General features: G+C 69.2%; 16 protein-coding genes. 8 read left to right on the forward strand and 8 right to left on the reverse strand.

Features of this window, described 5'->3' with window-relative positions; genetic code table 11:
* Positions 1-71: 71 nt before the first annotated feature.
* The 6 genes from ACIBG8_RS27800 to ACIBG8_RS27825 all read right to left on the reverse strand — a co-directional run bounded on the left by ACIBG8_RS27800 (position 72) and on the right by ACIBG8_RS27825 (position 6,963).
* Positions 72-1,256 carry an ABC transporter permease gene (locus ACIBG8_RS27800; RefSeq protein ID WP_397345878.1) on the reverse strand — a complete coding sequence of 395 codons (1,185 nt, stop codon included), beginning with the start codon at positions 1,254-1,256 and terminating at the stop codon, positions 72-74.
* Positions 1,253-1,972, reverse strand: a complete 720-nt coding sequence (locus ACIBG8_RS27805; protein ID WP_397345879.1) for an ABC transporter ATP-binding protein — start codon at positions 1,970-1,972, stop codon at positions 1,253-1,255. Before ACIBG8_RS27805 ends, ACIBG8_RS27800 begins: the two co-directional genes overlap by 4 nt.
* Positions 1,969-3,321 (reverse strand): efflux RND transporter periplasmic adaptor subunit, encoded by a 1,353-nt coding sequence (locus ACIBG8_RS27810; protein ID WP_397345880.1) that lies wholly within the window; start codon positions 3,319-3,321, stop codon positions 1,969-1,971. The genes ACIBG8_RS27805 and ACIBG8_RS27810 overlap by 4 nt, the downstream gene beginning before the upstream one ends.
* A 22-nt stretch (positions 3,322-3,343) precedes the next feature.
* Positions 3,344-4,522, reverse strand: coding sequence for an MFS transporter (locus ACIBG8_RS27815; protein ID WP_397345881.1), 1,179 nt, complete (start codon positions 4,520-4,522; stop codon positions 3,344-3,346).
* 204 nt (positions 4,523-4,726) lie between these two features.
* Positions 4,727-5,521: a pyrroline-5-carboxylate reductase gene (gene proC, locus ACIBG8_RS27820; RefSeq protein WP_397346196.1), complete on the reverse strand. Its 795-nt coding sequence runs from the start codon at positions 5,519-5,521 to the stop codon at positions 4,727-4,729.
* Positions 5,522-6,075: 554 nt separating this feature from the next.
* A complete protein-coding gene (locus ACIBG8_RS27825; RefSeq protein ID WP_397345882.1) occupies positions 6,076-6,963 on the reverse strand; it encodes a proline dehydrogenase family protein in 888 nt (295 codons plus the stop codon).
* Between the two features lie 100 nt (positions 6,964-7,063).
* On the opposite strand from ACIBG8_RS27825, the gene ACIBG8_RS27830 reads away from it, so the two are divergent.
* From ACIBG8_RS27830 to ACIBG8_RS27860, 7 genes are all read left to right on the forward strand, one after another.
* Entirely contained in the window at positions 7,064-7,468 is a 405-nt protein-coding gene (locus tag ACIBG8_RS27830; RefSeq protein WP_397345883.1) for a hypothetical protein, read from the forward strand.
* A gap of 945 nt (positions 7,469-8,413) precedes the next feature.
* The gene (gene dnaK / locus ACIBG8_RS27835; RefSeq protein ID WP_397345884.1) at positions 8,414-10,285 is read left to right on the forward strand and encodes a molecular chaperone DnaK; all 1,872 of its coding nucleotides are present in this window, start codon (positions 8,414-8,416) and stop codon (positions 10,283-10,285) included.
* Between the two features lies 1 nt (position 10,286).
* On the forward strand, positions 10,287-10,841 hold the full coding sequence (gene grpE, locus ACIBG8_RS27840; RefSeq protein WP_397345885.1) for a nucleotide exchange factor GrpE: 555 nt from the start codon (positions 10,287-10,289) through the stop codon (positions 10,839-10,841).
* Positions 10,842-10,858: 17 nt separating this feature from the next.
* Complete coding sequence (gene dnaJ / locus ACIBG8_RS27845; protein ID WP_397345886.1) at positions 10,859-12,025, forward strand: molecular chaperone DnaJ; 1,167 nt, start codon at positions 10,859-10,861, stop codon at positions 12,023-12,025.
* A 4-nt stretch (positions 12,026-12,029) separates the two neighbouring features.
* Positions 12,030-12,380, forward strand: a complete 351-nt coding sequence (locus ACIBG8_RS27850; RefSeq protein WP_397345887.1) for a heat shock protein transcriptional repressor HspR — start codon at positions 12,030-12,032, stop codon at positions 12,378-12,380.
* A gap of 113 nt (positions 12,381-12,493) precedes the next feature.
* The gene (clpB, locus tag ACIBG8_RS27855; protein WP_397345888.1) at positions 12,494-15,064 is read left to right on the forward strand and encodes an ATP-dependent chaperone ClpB; all 2,571 of its coding nucleotides are present in this window, start codon (positions 12,494-12,496) and stop codon (positions 15,062-15,064) included.
* Between the two features lie 81 nt (positions 15,065-15,145).
* The gene (locus ACIBG8_RS27860) at positions 15,146-15,742 is read left to right on the forward strand and encodes a hypothetical protein (protein ID WP_397345889.1); all 597 of its coding nucleotides are present in this window, start codon (positions 15,146-15,148) and stop codon (positions 15,740-15,742) included.
* 84 nt (positions 15,743-15,826) lie between these two features.
* Here the strand turns inward: ACIBG8_RS27860 and ACIBG8_RS27865 are convergent, their stop codons facing one another.
* Positions 15,827-16,357 (reverse strand): hypothetical protein, encoded by a 531-nt coding sequence (locus ACIBG8_RS27865; RefSeq protein WP_397345890.1) that lies wholly within the window; start codon positions 16,355-16,357, stop codon positions 15,827-15,829.
* Between the two features lie 168 nt (positions 16,358-16,525).
* Here ACIBG8_RS27865 and ACIBG8_RS27870 point away from each other — a divergent pair, with 168 nt between their 5' ends.
* A complete protein-coding gene (locus ACIBG8_RS27870; protein ID WP_397345891.1) occupies positions 16,526-16,813 on the forward strand; it encodes a hypothetical protein in 288 nt (95 codons plus the stop codon).
* Here ACIBG8_RS27870 and ACIBG8_RS27875 read toward each other — a convergent pair.
* Positions 16,782-17,456 carry a TetR family transcriptional regulator gene (locus ACIBG8_RS27875; RefSeq protein ID WP_397346197.1) on the reverse strand — a complete coding sequence of 225 codons (675 nt, stop codon included), beginning with the start codon at positions 17,454-17,456 and terminating at the stop codon, positions 16,782-16,784. The two genes, ACIBG8_RS27870 and ACIBG8_RS27875, sit on opposite strands and share 32 nt — an antisense overlap.
* Positions 17,457-17,472 lie beyond the last annotated feature (16 nt).

Below are 17,472 nucleotides of genomic sequence, written 5' to 3' on the forward strand. Positions count from 1 at the left end.
CCTCCCAGCGCCGGTGCGGCGAGACGGTGTACGGCGGAGCCCGGCGCAACGCGAACGAAGAGCAACGTGAGTTACTCGGCGCGGAGAGCGATGACCGGGTCCAGGCGCCCCGCACGCCGAGCAGGAGCGACGCCGAAGAACACCCCTACCGCCGCCGACACCCCAAAGGCCAAAGCAATCGACCACCACGTGATCGAAGCAGGCACCGGCGTGAGCGCCTCGATCGCCAGCGCCCCACCAACCCCCAGCAGGATCCCCACACTCCCCCCGATCGTCGTCAACAACACCGCCTCGATGAGGAACTGCGTCAGAACGTCCCGCTGCCGAGCCCCCAACGCCTTGCGCAGCCCGATCTCCTTGGTCCGCTCCCGCACGCTGACCAGCATGATGTTCGACACCCCCACCCCGCCCACCAGCAGCGAGATCCCCGCGATAGCCGCCAGCACCCCGGTCAACATCCCGAGGATGCTCCCGATCGTCCCCAGCAACTGCGTCTGCGTGACCGCCGAGAACTGGTCCCCGGGGTGCCGGTCCTTGAGCGCCGCCAGCACCCGCTCCTGCAGCGGCTCGATCTCGTCCGGCCCGGAGGCCCCGACCGCCATCCCGTTGATCCGCGACAGCCCGAGCAGCCGCTGCGCCGTGGTCACCGGCATGTGCACCTCCTGGTCACGCGCCACCCCGAAGGTGGCGCCGACCGTGGCGTACACACCGACGACGCGGAACCGCGCCCCCGAGATGGTGAGCTGCCGGCCGATGGGGTCGAGGTCGCCGAAGAGCTTGTCAGCCACCTCAGAGCCGAGCACCGCCACCCGACGCCGCGTGTCGACGTCCGTGCCGCTGAGGTGCCTGCCGCGCTCCAGCGGCCGGTCGAAGATGTTCTGCAGGTTCTCGTCCGTGCCGACGATGGTGGCGAACTGCTCCTGCCTGCCCACCCGTACGGTCTCCCCCGACTGGAGCGACACCGTCACCTTGGCAGGATTCCCGACGACCCTGCGCACATAGGCGACGTCGGCCATGTCGAGCCGGCTCTGCGTCGGCGCCGCCCCCGAGGTCAGCCGTCCGGGAACGACCAGGATGATGTTGCTCCCCAGCCCCGAGATCTCGTGCTCGATGGCGTCCTTGGCCCCGGTCCCGATCGCGACGAGGATGACGACGGACAACACCCCGATGATCACGCCGAGCATGGTCAGCACGCTGCGCAGCCGGTTGACGCGCAACGCCTCGAGGGCCATGAAGAACGCCTCGCGGCCCCTCACGCCCCCTCACCTCCACGGCCGGTTTTCGGGGTTGTCCCGGTGTCGCTTTCGATCAGGCCGTCGCGTACGTGGATCTGCCTGCGTGCGTGCGCGGCGACCTCGGGCTCGTGGGTCACCAGCACCACGGCCACCCCGCTCTCCGAGTTGAGCCGGTCGAGGATGCGCATGACCTCCTCGCCATTACGCGTGTCCAGGTTGCCCGTGGGCTCGTCGGCCAGCAGCACCTTGGGCTCCCCGACCAGTGCCCTGGCGATCGCCACCCGCTGCTGCTCCCCGCCCGACATCTGCGACGGCCGGTGGTCGAGCCGGTGCCCCAGCCCGACCGCGTCGAGCGCCGCCCGCGCCTTCGCCAGCCGTTCCGTACGGCCCAGCCCCCGGTACACCAGCGGCAACGCCACGTTCTCCAGCGCCGAGGTACGCGCCAGCAGGTGGAAGGACTGGAACACGAACCCGATCGTCCTGTTGCGCAGCTCAGCCAGGTCGTTGTCGGCCAGCCCAGCCATCTCCACCCCGTTGATGCGCAGGACGCCGGAGGTGGGCCGGTCCAGGCAGCCGAGCAGGTGCATCAGCGTCGACTTCCCGGAACCCGACGGCCCGATGATCGCCGCGAACTCGCCCTGGTCGATGGCCAGGCTGACCCCTTTGAGCGCGTCGACCGAGAGGCCTTCGAGCTGGTAGGACCTGGTGAGGTCGATCGCCTCCAGCGCGGGCGTCATGACAGCTGCTGGCCCTGCCGTACGGAGTCAGCCCCCTTGACCACGATCCGGTCGCCCACGTTGAGCCCGGACAGCACTTCGACCAGGTCGTCGCCCTGCGCGCCCAGCTTGACCACGCGGCGCTCCGCCTTGCCGTCCTTGACGACCCAGACGACGCTCTCGCGCCCGCTGGTGACGATGGCCGCTGCGGGGGCGGCGACCGCCGACGGCGACTCGCGGACGGTCAGCCTGGTCACGGCGCTCATGCCGGGTTTGGGGGTGGGCGCCTCGGCGCCGTCGTCGAAGGTGCCGGACCCTAGCGTCAGCCGTACCGGATAGCTCACTCCGCCGGTCGAGGACTCCATGGGCGTCACGCCGACGCCGGTGACCTCGGCCTTGTACGTGGCGCCGGGCACCGCGTCGAGTTCGACGTCCGCCTGGGTGCCCTCCTTGACCAGCAGCACGTCGGTCTCGTCGACGTCGGCGGCCAGTGTGAGCGTGGAGACGTCGGTGACGGTCACGATGGAGTCGCCGGCCGACACCGGCACCCCGACGGCGACGGGCGTGCCGCCCGACGAGCTCGAGGAGGGTACGGCGGGCAGTTGCTGGGCGGCGCCGGGGATCTGGCTCAGCAGGCCGCTCAGCCCGCTCGTGCCGCCGCCGGTGCCGCCGGAGGCGCGGCCGAGGGAGACGATACCGGAGAACGGCGCCTTCACGGTGAGCGAGTCGACCGTGCTCTTCGCGACCTTGACCGCCGCCTTGGCCTGCGTCAGCGACGCCGCCTGCAGCGAGGACATCGACGAGGTCAGCCCGCCGAGCCCGCTGGTGAGCCTGGACAGGACGCCGTTGATCGTCCTGTTGAGGTCGTCGGCGATCTTCGACAGCGCCCTGGTCTGCGCCTTGTGCTGGGTTTCCGCGAGGCTGATGGCGTTCAGCACCTGTTTGCGTGCCGTACGGTCGTCGATCTTCCTGGCCTCGGCCCTGGCCTGGTCGAAGAGCTTGGTCCGGGTGTTGAACGAGACCAGCTTGACGTTCTGCGCCCCGAGCGACAGGCGCGGCGCCTTCACCGGCTTGGCCGCCTTCTTCGCCTGGCTGAGCTGGTCCTGCGCCTGCGGCGAGCTGATCCTGGCCAGCAGCTGGCCCTTCTTGACCCGGTCTCCGTCGCTGACGTACAGCTTGGCGATCGTGCCCTGGGCGGGTGAGCGGAGCGTGGCCGTGGCGCGCGCGCCGATGGTGGCTGGGGCCTCGACGACCTCGGTCACCGGCGCCCGTCCGACGGCGGCGATCTGGACGTTGGGCAGCTCATCGGCGCTGCAGCCGGTAAGCGCGAGCAGGATCAGGAGCGGAGGGATACCGCGACGTAACGTCACCCGACCCAGGGTAAAGGGACGGTCATGCGGTCGCTCGGGCGAGCCTCCTGATCGGTGGTACGGCCAGCAGCACCAGGCAGCCGACCAGCGCCACGACCGTGGAAACGGCCAGCACCTCCCTGGCTCCCGCGAGCGCCGCGACCGGCCCGGCCAGCGCCTGCCCGATGGGGATCGCGATGGTCGAGCCGCCGATCTCGTAGGCGCTGACCCGGTTGAGGACGTCGTGCGGCACCGAGGTCTGCACGCTGGTCGCCCACATGACCGACCAGAACGCGAACCCGGCGCCGCCGAGCACGTGCCCGGCCACCAGGAGCGGGAGCGGCACCTGCAGGGCCAGCGTCAGCGGTTCGAGCGCGAACAGGAACAACGCCGTCGACCCTGCCGCCAGCGGACGCGACGGGCGCAGCCGCAGCGCCACCAGCCCGCCGACGATCGTCCCCGCGCCGCCCGCCGACATGACCAGGCCGTACGCCGTCGCGTCGTAGGACTCGCTGACCAGCAGCGAACCGAGCGGGATGAGCGGACCGAACAGGGTGATACCGAAGATCGCCCAGACCAGGATGACGCTCCACATCCAGGTGCGCGAACGGAACTCGTGCCAGCCCTCGCGCAGCCTGCGCAACATCGGCTCCTCGGCGGTGACGGTCACCCTGGCCTTCATCAGGAGCAGGCAGAGGGCGCTGACCGCGAAGCCGACCGCGTCGACGGCGAACACCACACCGACCCCGGCCAGCCCGACGACGACGCCCGCGAGGCCTGGACCGCTGAGCTGCATGATCGCCTCAGAGACGCGGAGCATGGCGTTGGCCCGCTGGACGTCCTTGGCGATCCTGGGAATGGTCCCGGCGACTCCCGGTGCGTACATGGCCGCCGAGGCCCCGGCGACCGCGGTGAGCACGAGAATCTGCCAGAGCTCCGGCCGTCCCGTCATGAACAGGACCGCGAGGCCACCCTGGGTGCCGGTTCTGGCGACGTCGGCGCCGATCATCATCTTGCGTGGGGTGAAGCGGTCGGTGAAGACACCGCCGAACAGGATGAGCCCGGCCATGGGGGCCATCCAGGCGGCGAGCGCGAGACCCACGCCGGTGGGACCGTACCCGGCGCCGTGCATGCCCAGCGCCACGGCTATGGGGAGCATGGAGCCGCCGAGCATCGACACGGTGCGCGCGGTGAAGAAGAGGGTGAAGTCACGGGTCCACACGAGGGCACATCCTGCCCTGCTTAGGAAAGTTTCCTAAAAGAGCCCCCTCCGCCACCCTTCTTGTCGACCCCCTCGCGCCTCAGCCCCCTTGGGGACCTCAGCCCCCTCGGGCCTCGGCCACCCTCTACGCGGGCTGTTCAAAAGGAGCCCAGCCCGCACGGACGGGATCCTCCTCAAGAAAGCTGCAGGAGGTCAGGGGAGAGATCACCCTCCAGCAAGCTCACGCCCCCGGTCCCTCGCCGCCTCGATCGCCGCGAGGAAAGCCGCCCGAACACTGTGCCGCTCCAGCTCAGCAATCGCCGCGATCGTGGTGCCTCCCGGCGACGTGACCGCCTCCCGCAGGATCACCGGATGCTCCCCCGAGTCCCGCAACATGATCGCGGCACCGACGATCGACTGCGTGACCATGTCCAGCGCCGCCGCCCGAGGCATCCCCAGCAGGATGCCCGCATCAACCATGGCCTCGACCAGGTAGAAGAAGTAAGCCGGCCCACTCCCGGACAACGCCGTAGCCGCATCCTGCTGCGACTCCGGGATCCGCAACACCTTCCCCACAGGCTTGAGCAGAGCCTCGGTGAGCTTGAGATGCTCCTCACCAGCGTGCGCACCCGCAGAGATGACACTCATCGCCTCATCGAACCGAATCGGCGTGTTGGACATCACCCGCACCACCGGGACATCCACCCCCAGCCGCTGCTCCACAAACCCCGTAGTGATCCCCGCAGCAGCCGAGATCACCAGCCGATCAGCAGGAACAAAGGCGGCGATCTCACTGAGCAGAGCAGCCATGTCCTGCGGCTTGACAGCAAGAATCAGCGTGTCAGCGGACTTGGCAGCCTCAGCGTTGGTGACGGTCCGCACGCCGTACGTCTCACGCAGCGCCTGGGCCCGCTCGGGGCGTCGCGAGGTGGCCATGATGTCGCCCGGCTTGAACCCGGCACGCAGCAGCCCCGACAGCAGAGCCTCACCCATCTTGCCGGTTCCCAGAATTGCGATCATGCTTCCCACCTCACCCATCGACCCTGGCCGCAGCCTACCGGCCCCTCCATCCCCACAACCTGAACATCCACCCCCTGGAACACCCCTCACAGCCGTCGAGCTACCCACCTCTTGGGACATCCCTCACGGATGGCCGTTCCGGGATGACTGCGCACGGTTGTGGGACGGGCACCCCAGACATGTCCTCTCCCAGCACGCTCCAGCCAGTCTTCATGGGCGAGCCGTCGCCCCTCACACACATCACCCTCACGAGCGGTCGGGTCTCACGAGCGGGCCTCGCCCCGACGCGCTCCCAGCGGGCCCCTAAGGAGGGGCCCCTGGACGGGCCGTCACCCCCTCACGGACCGTCACCCCCTCACGGGCCGTCACCCCCTCACGGGCCGTGACTCCCTCACGGGCGGCGGCCTCTCGACCACGGGGGACCAGTCGGGGCAGCCCTGCGTGGTCGTCTCTCGCGGGGTAGGCGGTTCTCGGGGTGGGCAGTTCTCGGGGGCGTCGCTTGCGGGTGAGCGTCGTTCGGGGGGCGGGTGCTCTGGGCGTGGTTTTCCTGGGGGTCAGGTGCGGGTGAGGAGGGAGCGGGCGAAGAAGGCGAGGTTGGCTGGGCGTTCGGCCAGTCTGCGCATCAGGTACGGGTACCAGTCGGAACCGTACGGAACGTAGACGCGGACCTGGGCGCCGAGGCTCGCCAGGCGCTCCTGTTCCTCTGGGCGGACGCCGTACAGCATCTGGTATTCGAAGCCCGTCGCGTCGCGCCCGGCGAGGACGGCCAGGGCTGAGGCGATCTCCACCAAGCGGGGGTCGTGGGTGGCGATCATCGGGTAGCCGGTGCCGTTCATGAGGATCTTCATGCACTTGGCGAACGAACGATCGATTTCTTTGGGCGACGTGAAGGCCAGGGCTTCGGGGGCTGAGTATGCGCCTTTGCAGAGGCGTACTCTCGCGGACTCCAGCTTCCTGCAGCGCTCCGCCGCGTCGCGCAGGTAGGCCTGGATCACTACGCCCACGTCCGGGTGCTCCTTGCGCAGGGTCGAGTGGATCGACAGCAGGGCGTCGACCGTGTCGTGTTCCTCGGCGTCCAGGGTCAGGGTGATGCCGCGGTCGGCCACCGCTTCGCAGATCGAGGCCGCGTTGTCGAGCGCCAGCTGCTCGTTCAGGCGCAGGCCCAGTGCGGTCAGCTTCACCGACACGTCTGCGCCGGACGGCAGGCGGTCGAGCAGCGCCAGGTACGCCTGGACGGCGCCCTCGGCCTGGGCCCGGTCGGTGACGTCCTCGCCGAGGTGGTCGACGGTGACCAGCAGGCCGCGGTCCGACAGCTCGGTCACCACGGCGCCGATGTCGTCGGCGACGTAACGCTTGACCACCCCCCTGGTGAGGGGCGAGGAGGAGACGACGCGCTCGGCGCGTTCGCTTCTGGAAACGGCGAGAAGAGCCTGACGCAGCACGTACCAACGATAACCGGCTGTTCTCGGGGCTGAACCGCTCGGCGAGCCCATCCGTCCAAGAGATATGCGTAAAACGATGCTCGCCGCCGGATGCCTTGTCTTGACCATCGGTGGATGCGCCGGATCCCCCGGGCCTCAGGCGGCCGTTCCCGCTCCGGTCAAGGCGGTGTCCGCGTCGGTGCCGAGCGGGGCCACGCCTACGCCCGAGCCGGTCAAGCCTACGGGTAACGCCGTCAACGTGCACAAGATCAAGTGGGGCAAGGCCAAGGTCGTCGGGCGGAACAAGGTGAAGCTCACCTGGTGGTCGGGGGTGGCGCCGTGCACGGTGCTGCACCGGGTGAAGGTGAAGGAGACTTCCCGGCGGGTCACGATCACGTTGTACGAGGGGACGGCGCCTAAGGCGCAGGACGTGTCGTGCATCATGATCGCGGTGGAGAAGACGACGACGGTGAAGCTCAAGCACCCGGTCGGCCACCGGAAGATCGTCGACGGCGGCAAGCTCTGACGGGGCGCTTCGCCTGACGGCTCGGCCTCCTTTGCGGGGTGGCCCACTGCTGACGGCTCGCCTCCCTTCGCGAGAGGTGACCCCCTGCTGAGCGCTCGCCTCCTTCTCGGCGAGCGACCCACTGCGTGGGTGACCCACGTGCCAAGGTGCTCGCGCGCGTCCCAGAGGAGGGCCTTCCCGCGGCACCCGAAGGGTCCTTCTGGCGATGGCAGGGCGCAGGACGGGAAAGCGCCTTGGGGCTCTCGGGTGCGGGGGCGAGCGACGTAGCGCAGGGGTGCTGGGCGGGTGAGTGGCGCTGGATGGGGTGTTGCGCGCTGGCCGTGAGGGGCGCGGGCCATGTGCGGCGGGAGCGCATGGCGGGCGCGGTGGGCGGCGTGGGGCTCGCGGGCGTGTGACGCGGGGCGTGGCGCACGGGAATGGGCGGCTGGGCGCGGGGAGCGTGCGACGCGGTGGGCGGCGTGGGGCCTCGCGGGCTCGTGGGGGCGCGGGCTCACGGGGGCGCGTGTGCGTGTGACGCCAGGGCGCGGGACCTCGGGGCTCCGAGGCGTGCGACGCGGGGAGCGTGGGGGCGCGGGAGTGGGTGGCGGAGGCCCGAGGTGGCGGAGGCCCGAGGTGGCGGAGGCCCGAGGTGGCGGAGGCCCGAGGTGGCGGAGGCCCGAGGTGGCGGAGGCCCGAGGTGGCTTGTGTGGGGTGGTTGGGTGCGTCGGGTGGCGTGGGACCTCCCCTAGGGGATGGGGCTTCGGGTCAGGGGTTTCTCAGGGGTGGGTTCTGGAACGGGTGGGGGGTCTGCGCCGTTACGGGAGTATCGGTCCACTTTGCCAGGCGTGCCGGAATGCTTTCACGGCATTTGGGGTTGAGTCGGGTAGGCTCAACTCGTTTGACAAACACCACTGGCATTCGTAAGTTGAGTCACACCAACTCAACTTTGACTACAAGGACGTACTCATGGCACGTGCGGTAGGTATCGACCTGGGGACGACCAACTCCGTCGTCGCAATCCTTGAGGGCGGTGAGCCCACCGTCATCGCCAACGCGCAAGGCTCGCGGACCACGCCGTCCGTGGTCGCGTTCGCCAAGAACGGCGAGGTTCTCGTCGGTGAGGTCGCCAAGCGGCAGGCCGTCACCAACGTGGACCGGACCATCCGTTCCGTCAAGCGCGAGATGGGCACCGACTGGTCCCAGGAGATCGACGGCAAGAAGTTCTCCCCCCAGCAGATCAGCGCCTTCGTCCTGCAGAAGCTCAAGCAGGACGCCGAGGCCTACCTGGGCGAGAAGATCACCGACGCCGTGATCACCGTCCCCGCCTACTTCAACGACTCGCAGCGCCAGGCGACCAAGGAAGCCGGCACGATCGCGGGTCTCAACGTTCTGCGCATCATCAACGAGCCCACGGCCGCCGCCCTGGCGTACGGGCTCGACAAGGACAAGGACCAGACCATCCTGGTCTTCGACCTCGGCGGCGGCACGTTCGACGTGTCCCTGCTGGACGTCGGCCAGGAGGACGGCCACGGCTTCGTCGAGGTCAAGGCGACGAGCGGTGACAACCACCTCGGCGGCGACGACTGGGACCAGCGCGTCGTGGACGAGCTCGTCACCCGCTTCAAGAACGCGCACGGCGTCGACCTGTCCAAGGACAAGATGGCCCTGCAGCGTCTGCGCGAGGCGGCGGAGAAGGCCAAGATCGAGCTCTCCAGCCAGTCCGAGACGAACATCAACCTGCCCTACATCACGGCTTCCGCCGAGGGCCCGCTCCACCTGGACGAGAAGCTCACCCGCGCCGAGTTCCAGCGGCTCACCGCCGACCTGCTCGAGCGCTGCAAGGGCCCGTTCCACCAGGTCATCAAGGACGCCGGCATCAAGGTCTCCGACATCGCGCACGTCGTGATGGTCGGCGGCTCGACCCGCATGCCCGCCGTCTCCGACCTGGTCAAGGAGCTGACCGGCGGCAAGGAGCCCAACAAGGGCGTCAACCCGGACGAGGTCGTCGCCATCGGCGCCGCTCTCCAGGCCGGCGTGCTCAAGGGCGAGGTCAAGGACGTCCTGCTGCTCGACGTGACCCCGCTGTCCCTCGGCATCGAGACCAAGGGCGGCATCTTCACGAAGATCATCGAGCGCAACACGACGATCCCGACCAAGCGCTCCGAGGTCTTCACCACGGCCGAGGACAACCAGCCGTCGGTGCAGATCCAGGTCTACCAGGGCGAGCGCGAGATCGCTTCTTACAACAAGAAGCTGGCCACGTTCGAGCTGACCGGCATCGCGCCGGCGCCGCGCGGCATCCCGCAGATCGAGGTCACCTTCGACATCGACGCCAACGGCATCGTCAACGTCTCCGCCAAGGACCTGGGCACCGGCAAGGAGCAGACGATGACCATCACCGGCGGCTCCGCGCTGCCGAAGGACGACATCGAGCGCATGATGCGCGAGGCGGAGTCGTACGCCGAGGACGACAAGAAGCGCCGCGAGGAGGCCGAGGTCCGCAACAACGCGGACGGCCTGGCCTACCAGACGGAGAAGTTCCTCCGCGAGAACGACGACAAGGTCCCCGGCGAGATCAAGACCGAGGTGAACGACGCGCTCACCGAGCTGAAGAAGGCTCTCGAGGGCACCGACACCGACGTGATCCGCACGAGCGCCGAGAAGCTCGCGACCGTCAGCCAGAAGATGGGTTCGGCGATCTACGCGCAGTCCCAGGGCGCCCAGGGCGGCCCCGAGGGCGCGCCGACCACCGACAGCACCACGAATGAGGCCAAGGCCGATGACGACGTGGTGGAGGCGGAGATCGTCGACGACGAGCAGCCCAAGAAGGACCAGTGACGTGAGCAACGGGTTCGATGAAGAGCCGGTGATTCGCGACAACCGCAAGATCGACCCGGAGACGGGCGAGGCACGCAAGTCAGCCCCGGAGCCTGAGCAGCAGGAGGCTCCGGAGGCTGGCCTGCTGGCCGAGCGCACCGCCGATCTGCAGCGGTTGCAGGCCGAATACACCAACTACCGCAGGCGCGTCGAGCGCGACCGGATCGCGGTCCGCGAGCAGTCGGTGGCGAGCGCGCTGGTCGAGCTGCTGCCGGTCCTCGACGACATCGGCAGGGCACGCGACCATGGTGAGGTCACCGGCGGTTTCGCCAAGGTGGCCGAGTCGCTCGAGGCGGCGGTGACCAAGCTGGGTCTCACCTCGTACGGGCAGAAGGGCGACCCCTTCGACCCGACGATCCACGAGGCGCTGATGCACAGCTACTCACCGGACGTCACCGAGCCGACCTGCATCGACGTGCTCCAGCCCGGCTACCGCATCGGCGAGCGGGTGCTCCGCCCGGCGCGGGTCGCGGTGGCGGAACCAGAGGACGCTCCCAGCTCAGACGACAACGACTGAAAGAAGAAGGACGATAGATGAGCACCAAGGACTACTTGGAGAAGGACTACTACGCCGTCCTTGGTGTGCCCAAGACCGCCACCGCCGAAGAGATCAAAAAGGCCTATCGCAAGCTGGCCAGGCAGTATCACCCGGACTCCAACCAGGGTGACACCGTCAAGGAGGCCAAGTTCAAAGAGGTCTCCGAGGCCTACGACATCCTGTCGGACGTCAAGCGGCGCAAGGAGTACGACGAGGCGCGCACGCTGTTCGGCTCGGGACTCGGCGGCCAGAGGCCCGGTGGTGGCGGTTCAGGTTTCGACTTCGGCGACCTGTTCGGCGGGTCAGGCGGCGGTGGCGCGGGCGAGCGGATCGGCGACCTGTTCGGCGGGCTGTTCAACCGCGGGGGCGGCGCGAGCCGTACCAACGCGACGACCAGGCCGCGGCGCGGGCAGGACATCGAGTCCGAGGTCACGCTGTCGTTCACAGAAGCCGTCCAGGGCACCACGGTGTCCCTGCGGCTGACCAGCTCGGCCTCCTGTACCGCCTGCGCGGGCACGGGGGCCAAGGCGGGCACGACCCCGAGGGTCTGCCCGACCTGCGAGGGCACCGGCGCGGCCAGCCGCAACCTGGGCAACTTCGCCTTCTCCGAGCCGTGCCGCGACTGCAAGGGCCGCGGTCTGATCGTCGACGACCCGTGCCCGATCTGCGACGGCAGCGGCAGGGCCAAGAGCACCCGCACGATCCAGGCGCGCATCCCCGCTGGGGTCGACGACGGCAAGCGGGTCAAGCTCAAGGCCAAGGGCGCGCCGGGCGAGAACGGCGGGCCGGCCGGCGATCTCTACATCCTCACCCACGTCAAGCCGCACCCGGTCTTCGGCCGGTCGGGCGACAACCTGACGATCACCGTGCCCGTCACCTTCACCGAGGCGGCGCTGGGCGCGGAGATCAAGGTGCCGACGCTCAAGGGCATGCCGGTGACCGTACGCATCGCTCCTGGCACGCGCAACGGCCAGGTCCAGCGGGTGCGCGGCCGCGGCGTGACCCGCAAGGACGGCACCAAGGGCGACCTGCTGGTCACCTTCGAGGTGGTCGTTCCCAAGGAGCTGGACGACAAGGCTCGCGAGCTGCTGACCGAGTTCCGCGACGCCACTGCGGGCGAGGACCCGCGCGCCGCACTCATCGAAAAGGCCAGAAGCGAGTAGCCCGATGGACGCCAACTACTTCGACCTGTCCGACGAAACTCCTGTCTACGTCATCTCCGTCGCCGCGCAGCTGTCCGGGTTGCACCCCCAGACGCTGCGCCAGTACGACCGGCTCGGGCTGGTCAGGCCTGGCCGTACGGCAGGCCGCGGCCGCCTCTACTCCACCCGCGACATCGTCATGCTCCGCGAGGTCCAGCGGCTCTCCCAGGAGGAGGGCATCAACCTCGCGGGCATCAAGCGAATCCTCGAGCTGGAGACCGAGGCGCTGCGGCTGCGTGAAGAGGTGCATCGCCTACGCGCCGAGATGTCGATGGTCAAGGCGCTGATCAGATACGAGCTGCCACCGGGGGTCTGACCGCGAGGAGCGCCGGTCTCTGGACTGAGGAACGCAGGGAGCGAAGCGACCGAAGTGACGAGGGAAGAGACCGGGTCTGAGCGACGAGCCGCCGAACGGAGTGAGGCATAAGCATGGACTACAAACTTACGCAGAAGAGCCAGGAAGCTCTTTCTTCCGCGATGCGGCGGGCGGCGGCCGAGGGGAACCCGGAGATCGCCCCTGCGCACCTGCTGTCGGCCCTGCTGAGCCAGACGGGCGGCACTGCCGTACCCCTGCTTGAGGCGGTGGGGGCCGACTGGAAGACGCTCAGGGCCAAGGCGGAGGAGCAGCTGGCCGGGCTGCCGAAGGCGCAGGGCTCCACGGTGAGCGCGCCGTCCAGCTCCCGCCAGCTCCTGACCGTGATCAACACGGCGGCCCAGCGGGCCAAGCAGCTGGAGGACCTGTTCGTCTCCACCGAGCACCTGCTCGTGGGCCTGGCGACGGACGGCGGGCAGATCGCCGAGCTGATGAAGGCGCAGGGGGCGAGCCCGCAGGCGCTGCTCGACGCGTTCGAGAAGGTGCGCGGCCACGCCCGCGTCACCAGCGAGACGCCAGAGGACACCTACCAGGCGCTGGAGAAGTACGGCGTCGACCTGACCGAGCACGCCAGGCTGGGCAAGCTCGACCCGGTCATCGGCCGTGACTCCGAGATCCGCCGCGTGGTGCAGGTGCTGTCGCGGCGCACCAAGAACAACCCGGTGCTCATCGGCGAGCCGGGCGTCGGCAAGACGGCCGTCGTCGAGGGCCTGGCCCAGCGCATCGTGGCCGGCGACGTGCCGGAGTCGCTGCGCAACAAGAAGCTGATCTCGCTCGACCTGAGCGCCATGGTCGCGGGGGCGAAATACCGCGGCGAGTTCGAGGAGCGGCTCAAGGCCGTGCTCTCCGAGATCAAGGAGAGCAACGGGCAGGTCGTGACGTTCATCGACGAGCTGCACACCATGGTCGGCGCGGGCGCTGCCGAGGGCGCCATGGACGCGGGCAACATGCTCAAGCCCATGCTGGCCCGCGGCGAGCTGCGCATGATCGGCGCGACGACGCTCGACGAGTACCGCGAGCGCATCGAGAAGGACCCTGCGCTGGAGCGGCGTTTCCAGCAGGTCTACGTGGGCGAGCCGACCGTCGAGGACACGATCGCGATCCTGCGCGGGCTCAAGGGCCGCTACGAGGCGCACCACCAGGTGCAGATCTCCGACGCCGCGCTGGTCGCGGCCGCCGTGCTCTCCGACCGCTACATCACCAACCGGTTCCTGCCCGACAAGGCGATCGACCTGATCGACGAGTCGGCGAGCAGGTTGCGCATGGAGATCGACTCCCGTCCCGTGGAGATCGACCAGCTCCAGCGCAACGTCGACCGGATGAAGATGGAGGAGCTCGCGCTCGACAGGGAGACCGACGACGCCTCCAAGGCGAGGCTCGAACGGCTGCGCGCCGAGCTGGCCGACCGCCAGGAGGAGCTCAACGCCCTGGTGGGCCGCTGGGAGCACGAGAAGGCCGGACTCAACCGGGTCGGCGATCTCAAGAAGCAGCTCGACGAGGCGCGCAGTACGGCGGAGCGGTTCCAGCGCGACGGCAACTACGCCGAGGCCTCGAAGCTGCTCTACGACGAGGTGCCGAGGCTGGAGCGCGAGATCGAGGCGGCCAGCAAGGAGACCCCCGACCAGCAGATGGTCAAGGAGGAGGTCGGCGCGGACGACATCGCCGAGGTCATCTCCTCCTGGACCGGCATCCCGGCAGGGCGCCTGCTGGAGGCTGAGACGGCCAAGCTGCTGCGCATGGAGCAGGAGCTCGGCGCGCGGCTCATCGGCCAGGAGCGTGCCGTACAGGCCGTGTCCGACGCCGTACGGCGCAGCCGGGCCGGCATCGCCGACCCGGACAGGCCCACGGGTTCGTTCCTGTTCCTCGGCCCGACGGGTGTGGGCAAGACCGAGCTGGCCAAGGCGCTGGCCGAGTTCCTGTTCGACGACGAGCGGGCGATGACCCGCATCGACATGAGCGAGTACTCGGAGAAGCACAGCGTCGCCCGCCTGGTCGGCGCGCCTCCCGGCTACGTCGGCTACGAGGAGGGCGGCCAGCTCACCGAGGCGGTGCGCAGGCGTCCGTACACGGTCGTGCTGCTGGACGAGGTGGAGAAGGCGCACCCCGAGGTCTTCGACATCCTGCTGCAGGTGCTCGACGACGGCCGCCTGACCGACGGGCAGGGCCGTACGGTCGACTTCCGCAACACGATCCTGATCCTGACCTCCAACATCGGCTCGCAGTACCTCGTCGACCCCAAGCTGGAGAACGGCGCCAAGCGCGACGCGGTCATGAACGCCGTCCGCACCGCGTTCAAGCCCGAGTTCCTCAACCGGCTCGACGACGTGATCCTCTTCGACGCGCTCGGCACCTCCGAGCTGGAGAAGATCGTCGACCTGCAGGTCCGCCGGCTCGCCGACCGGCTGGCCGACCGCCGCCTGACCCTCGAGGTCACCCCGGCGGCGCGCGACTGGCTGGCGATGACGGGCTACGACCCGATGTACGGCGCGCGCCCGCTGCGCCGGCTCGTGCAGTCGGCCATCGGCGACAAGCTGGCCAAGGCGATCCTGTCCGGCGAGATCGTCGACGGCGACCGGGTCGTGGTGGACCTCGGTGATGACGCGTTGACCATAACTGGTGCTGGGTAAGGTCAAGCGGCTCTCCTCGTGCGGTGGTCCTGACTAGCTTCATGGCTCGTCGGACCACCGAACACGATCAGGGGGACGTGCATGTCATCACGGAAGATCCTCGCGTTGGCCGTACTCACGGCCGGGGCGAGCTGGCTGGCCGTCGTACCCGCGCAGGCGGCCACCGAGTGCAAGAAGTCCGTCGCCGTGCTCGAGGCGCCCGCCACGGCCGCCTCGCTCTGCGACGAGGTCACCGACGTCCGGGCGACCGGCACCTACGGCGGCAAGATGTCGGCGCCGGCCGACAGCGAGCTGCTGTCGAACGTCGACATGCTGGCCGCGGCGGTCGGCCTGCCTGGCCTCTCCCGCGCGGCGGCGGTGCTGAGCATCGCCGACCTGGCCGGGGTCGCCGCCGGGACCGGGCTGCCCACGCTGCCCGCCGGCCTGCCGTACAAGGCGGGGCTGGCCGACGTGTCGAGCCTCGCGCTGCTGCCCGACGTGCCGGGGATGCCCGCCGTACCCACGGTGAAGCTGCCGGTCGCCGAGCTCCCCGAGGCGCAGGATCTCACGCGGGTCCTGCCCAAGCCGGTCGCCGAGATAGAGAAGAAGGCCACCACGGTCCTGCCCGACGTGGTGAAGAAGCCCGAGCTGCCGGCTCCTGGCCTCGACAGCCTGCTGGACGGCCTGAACCTGGGTTAGCGACCCCCAACCACGGACGGCGCGCGCCAGCCGTCCGCGGTCCACATAGAAGCGGGCCACCGGCACAGCCGGTGGCCCGCTGCGTTATGAGACGAGCGCGTCGAGGTCGTCCTCGGGGAGACCCAGGTCGACGCGGATGCGGTAGCGGGTGCGGAGCAGCGCCACGTGCTCGGGATCGCTCTCGTCGCAGGCCAGCACCGCCTGGGTGGCCCACTCGTGGCCCGCCTCCAGGTCACCGTAGGCGACCAGCGTCTCGGCGATGTTGTGCGCGGTCGCCGGGTTGACGGCGCCCTCGCACCGCAGCGTCTCGATGACCTCGCGCGCCTCCTCCGGCCGTTCCAGCTCGAACAGCGTGTCCGCGATGCCCGCGCGCGGGTCGATCGAGGCTTCTCCGCCGTCTTCGACGGCGCGCTGGAAACAGTCCATCGCCCTCGCCGGCTGGCCGGCGGCTCTCCACTCCTCAGCCGCCAGGACGAGGATCGTCGCCCTGGACACGTCGCCTGAGGAGTACCCGACAGCGAGCTCGTCGAGTGCCCTGGCCAGCGAGGTGTGGTCGTCTGCCAGAAGAGCCCGCTCCAGCAGGCGATCAAGGTGCTCACGGGTCACATGCGCCACACCGCGAGACTACCGAGCGTTCCCCGGTTTTGACTGGACAATGCGGTGAGCCGGTCAGGCACAGAACTGGCAACGTTTCGTACAACCCTGATTACAGTCCGCGTGTTTCTGCAGGCCGAGGGGCATATAGCCCAAGCGCGACCTCGAGCGGAAAGGCTGTGACGGGTAATGACCAAACAGTTGACCTTCACGCTCGCCTGTGCCGCCGTGTTGTCAGCAGTCATCCCGGGGGCCGCCGGATACTTCTCCGCGCGCATGGACGCCGTCGAGGCGGCCGAGCACAGCCTGCGCATGCTGGAGTCGCGGGTGGAGGCCCGCCCGGTGTCCTGGCCTCAGCCGTGCGGCGACGTCGCACCCGCGCCGAAGGTGGATCAGCCGCTGCCCGCGGCGCTGCCGCGCAAGAAGCACCGGCCGCTGGTGCCGATCATTCCCGGGGACGTGGGCGACGCGGATTGAGCTGCCGCGACAGGAAGCCGCGGATGAGCTGCTTGGCGGCCGCGATGATCTCGGGCTTGCCCGCTGGATCGTGGCGGAAGGCGAGTTTGAGTACGGCGTCGCCGGCCTCGACGGCGACGAGCACGGCGATGTCGAGCTCGGCGCTGTCGGCCAGGCCGAACTCCTTGAGCAGCAGCCCGCGCAGCCGTCCGGCGATCACGGTGTTGTTGTCGGAGTCGGAGTCGAGCAGGTTGAGGTCGACGACGTCGCCGAAGTGCAGGCTCCTGAACCCCGGAACGGTCCTGTGCATGTCGACGTACTCGTCGATGATCGCGTCGACCGCCTCCCACCAGCCGCGGTAGTCCTCGTCGAGGAACCTGCGGCCGACCCTGGAGACGAACAGCTCGACGTTGCGCCTGGTCAGCTCCTTCGTGATGGCGCGCTTGTCGGGGAAGAACTGGTAGACGGAACCGATCGCCACGCCCGCCTGATCGGCGATGCGGGTGGTCGTGAGGGCTTCGTAGCCGATGTCGTCGAGCAGCTGGGCGCAGGCGTCGAGCATCCGCTCGACCCTGCGTGCGCTGCGGCGCTGCGTGGGCTGACGGCGGAGCGGGGTGAGCTCCACACCGTCTTGATCTTCGAGTTGCGGGGTGGACACGAGCATCATCTTCCCCCCAAGT

Origin of the sequence: Nonomuraea sp. NPDC050556, assembly GCF_044457355.1 — a bacterium.
Taxonomy (GTDB): domain Bacteria; phylum Actinomycetota; class Actinomycetes; order Streptosporangiales; family Streptosporangiaceae; genus Nonomuraea.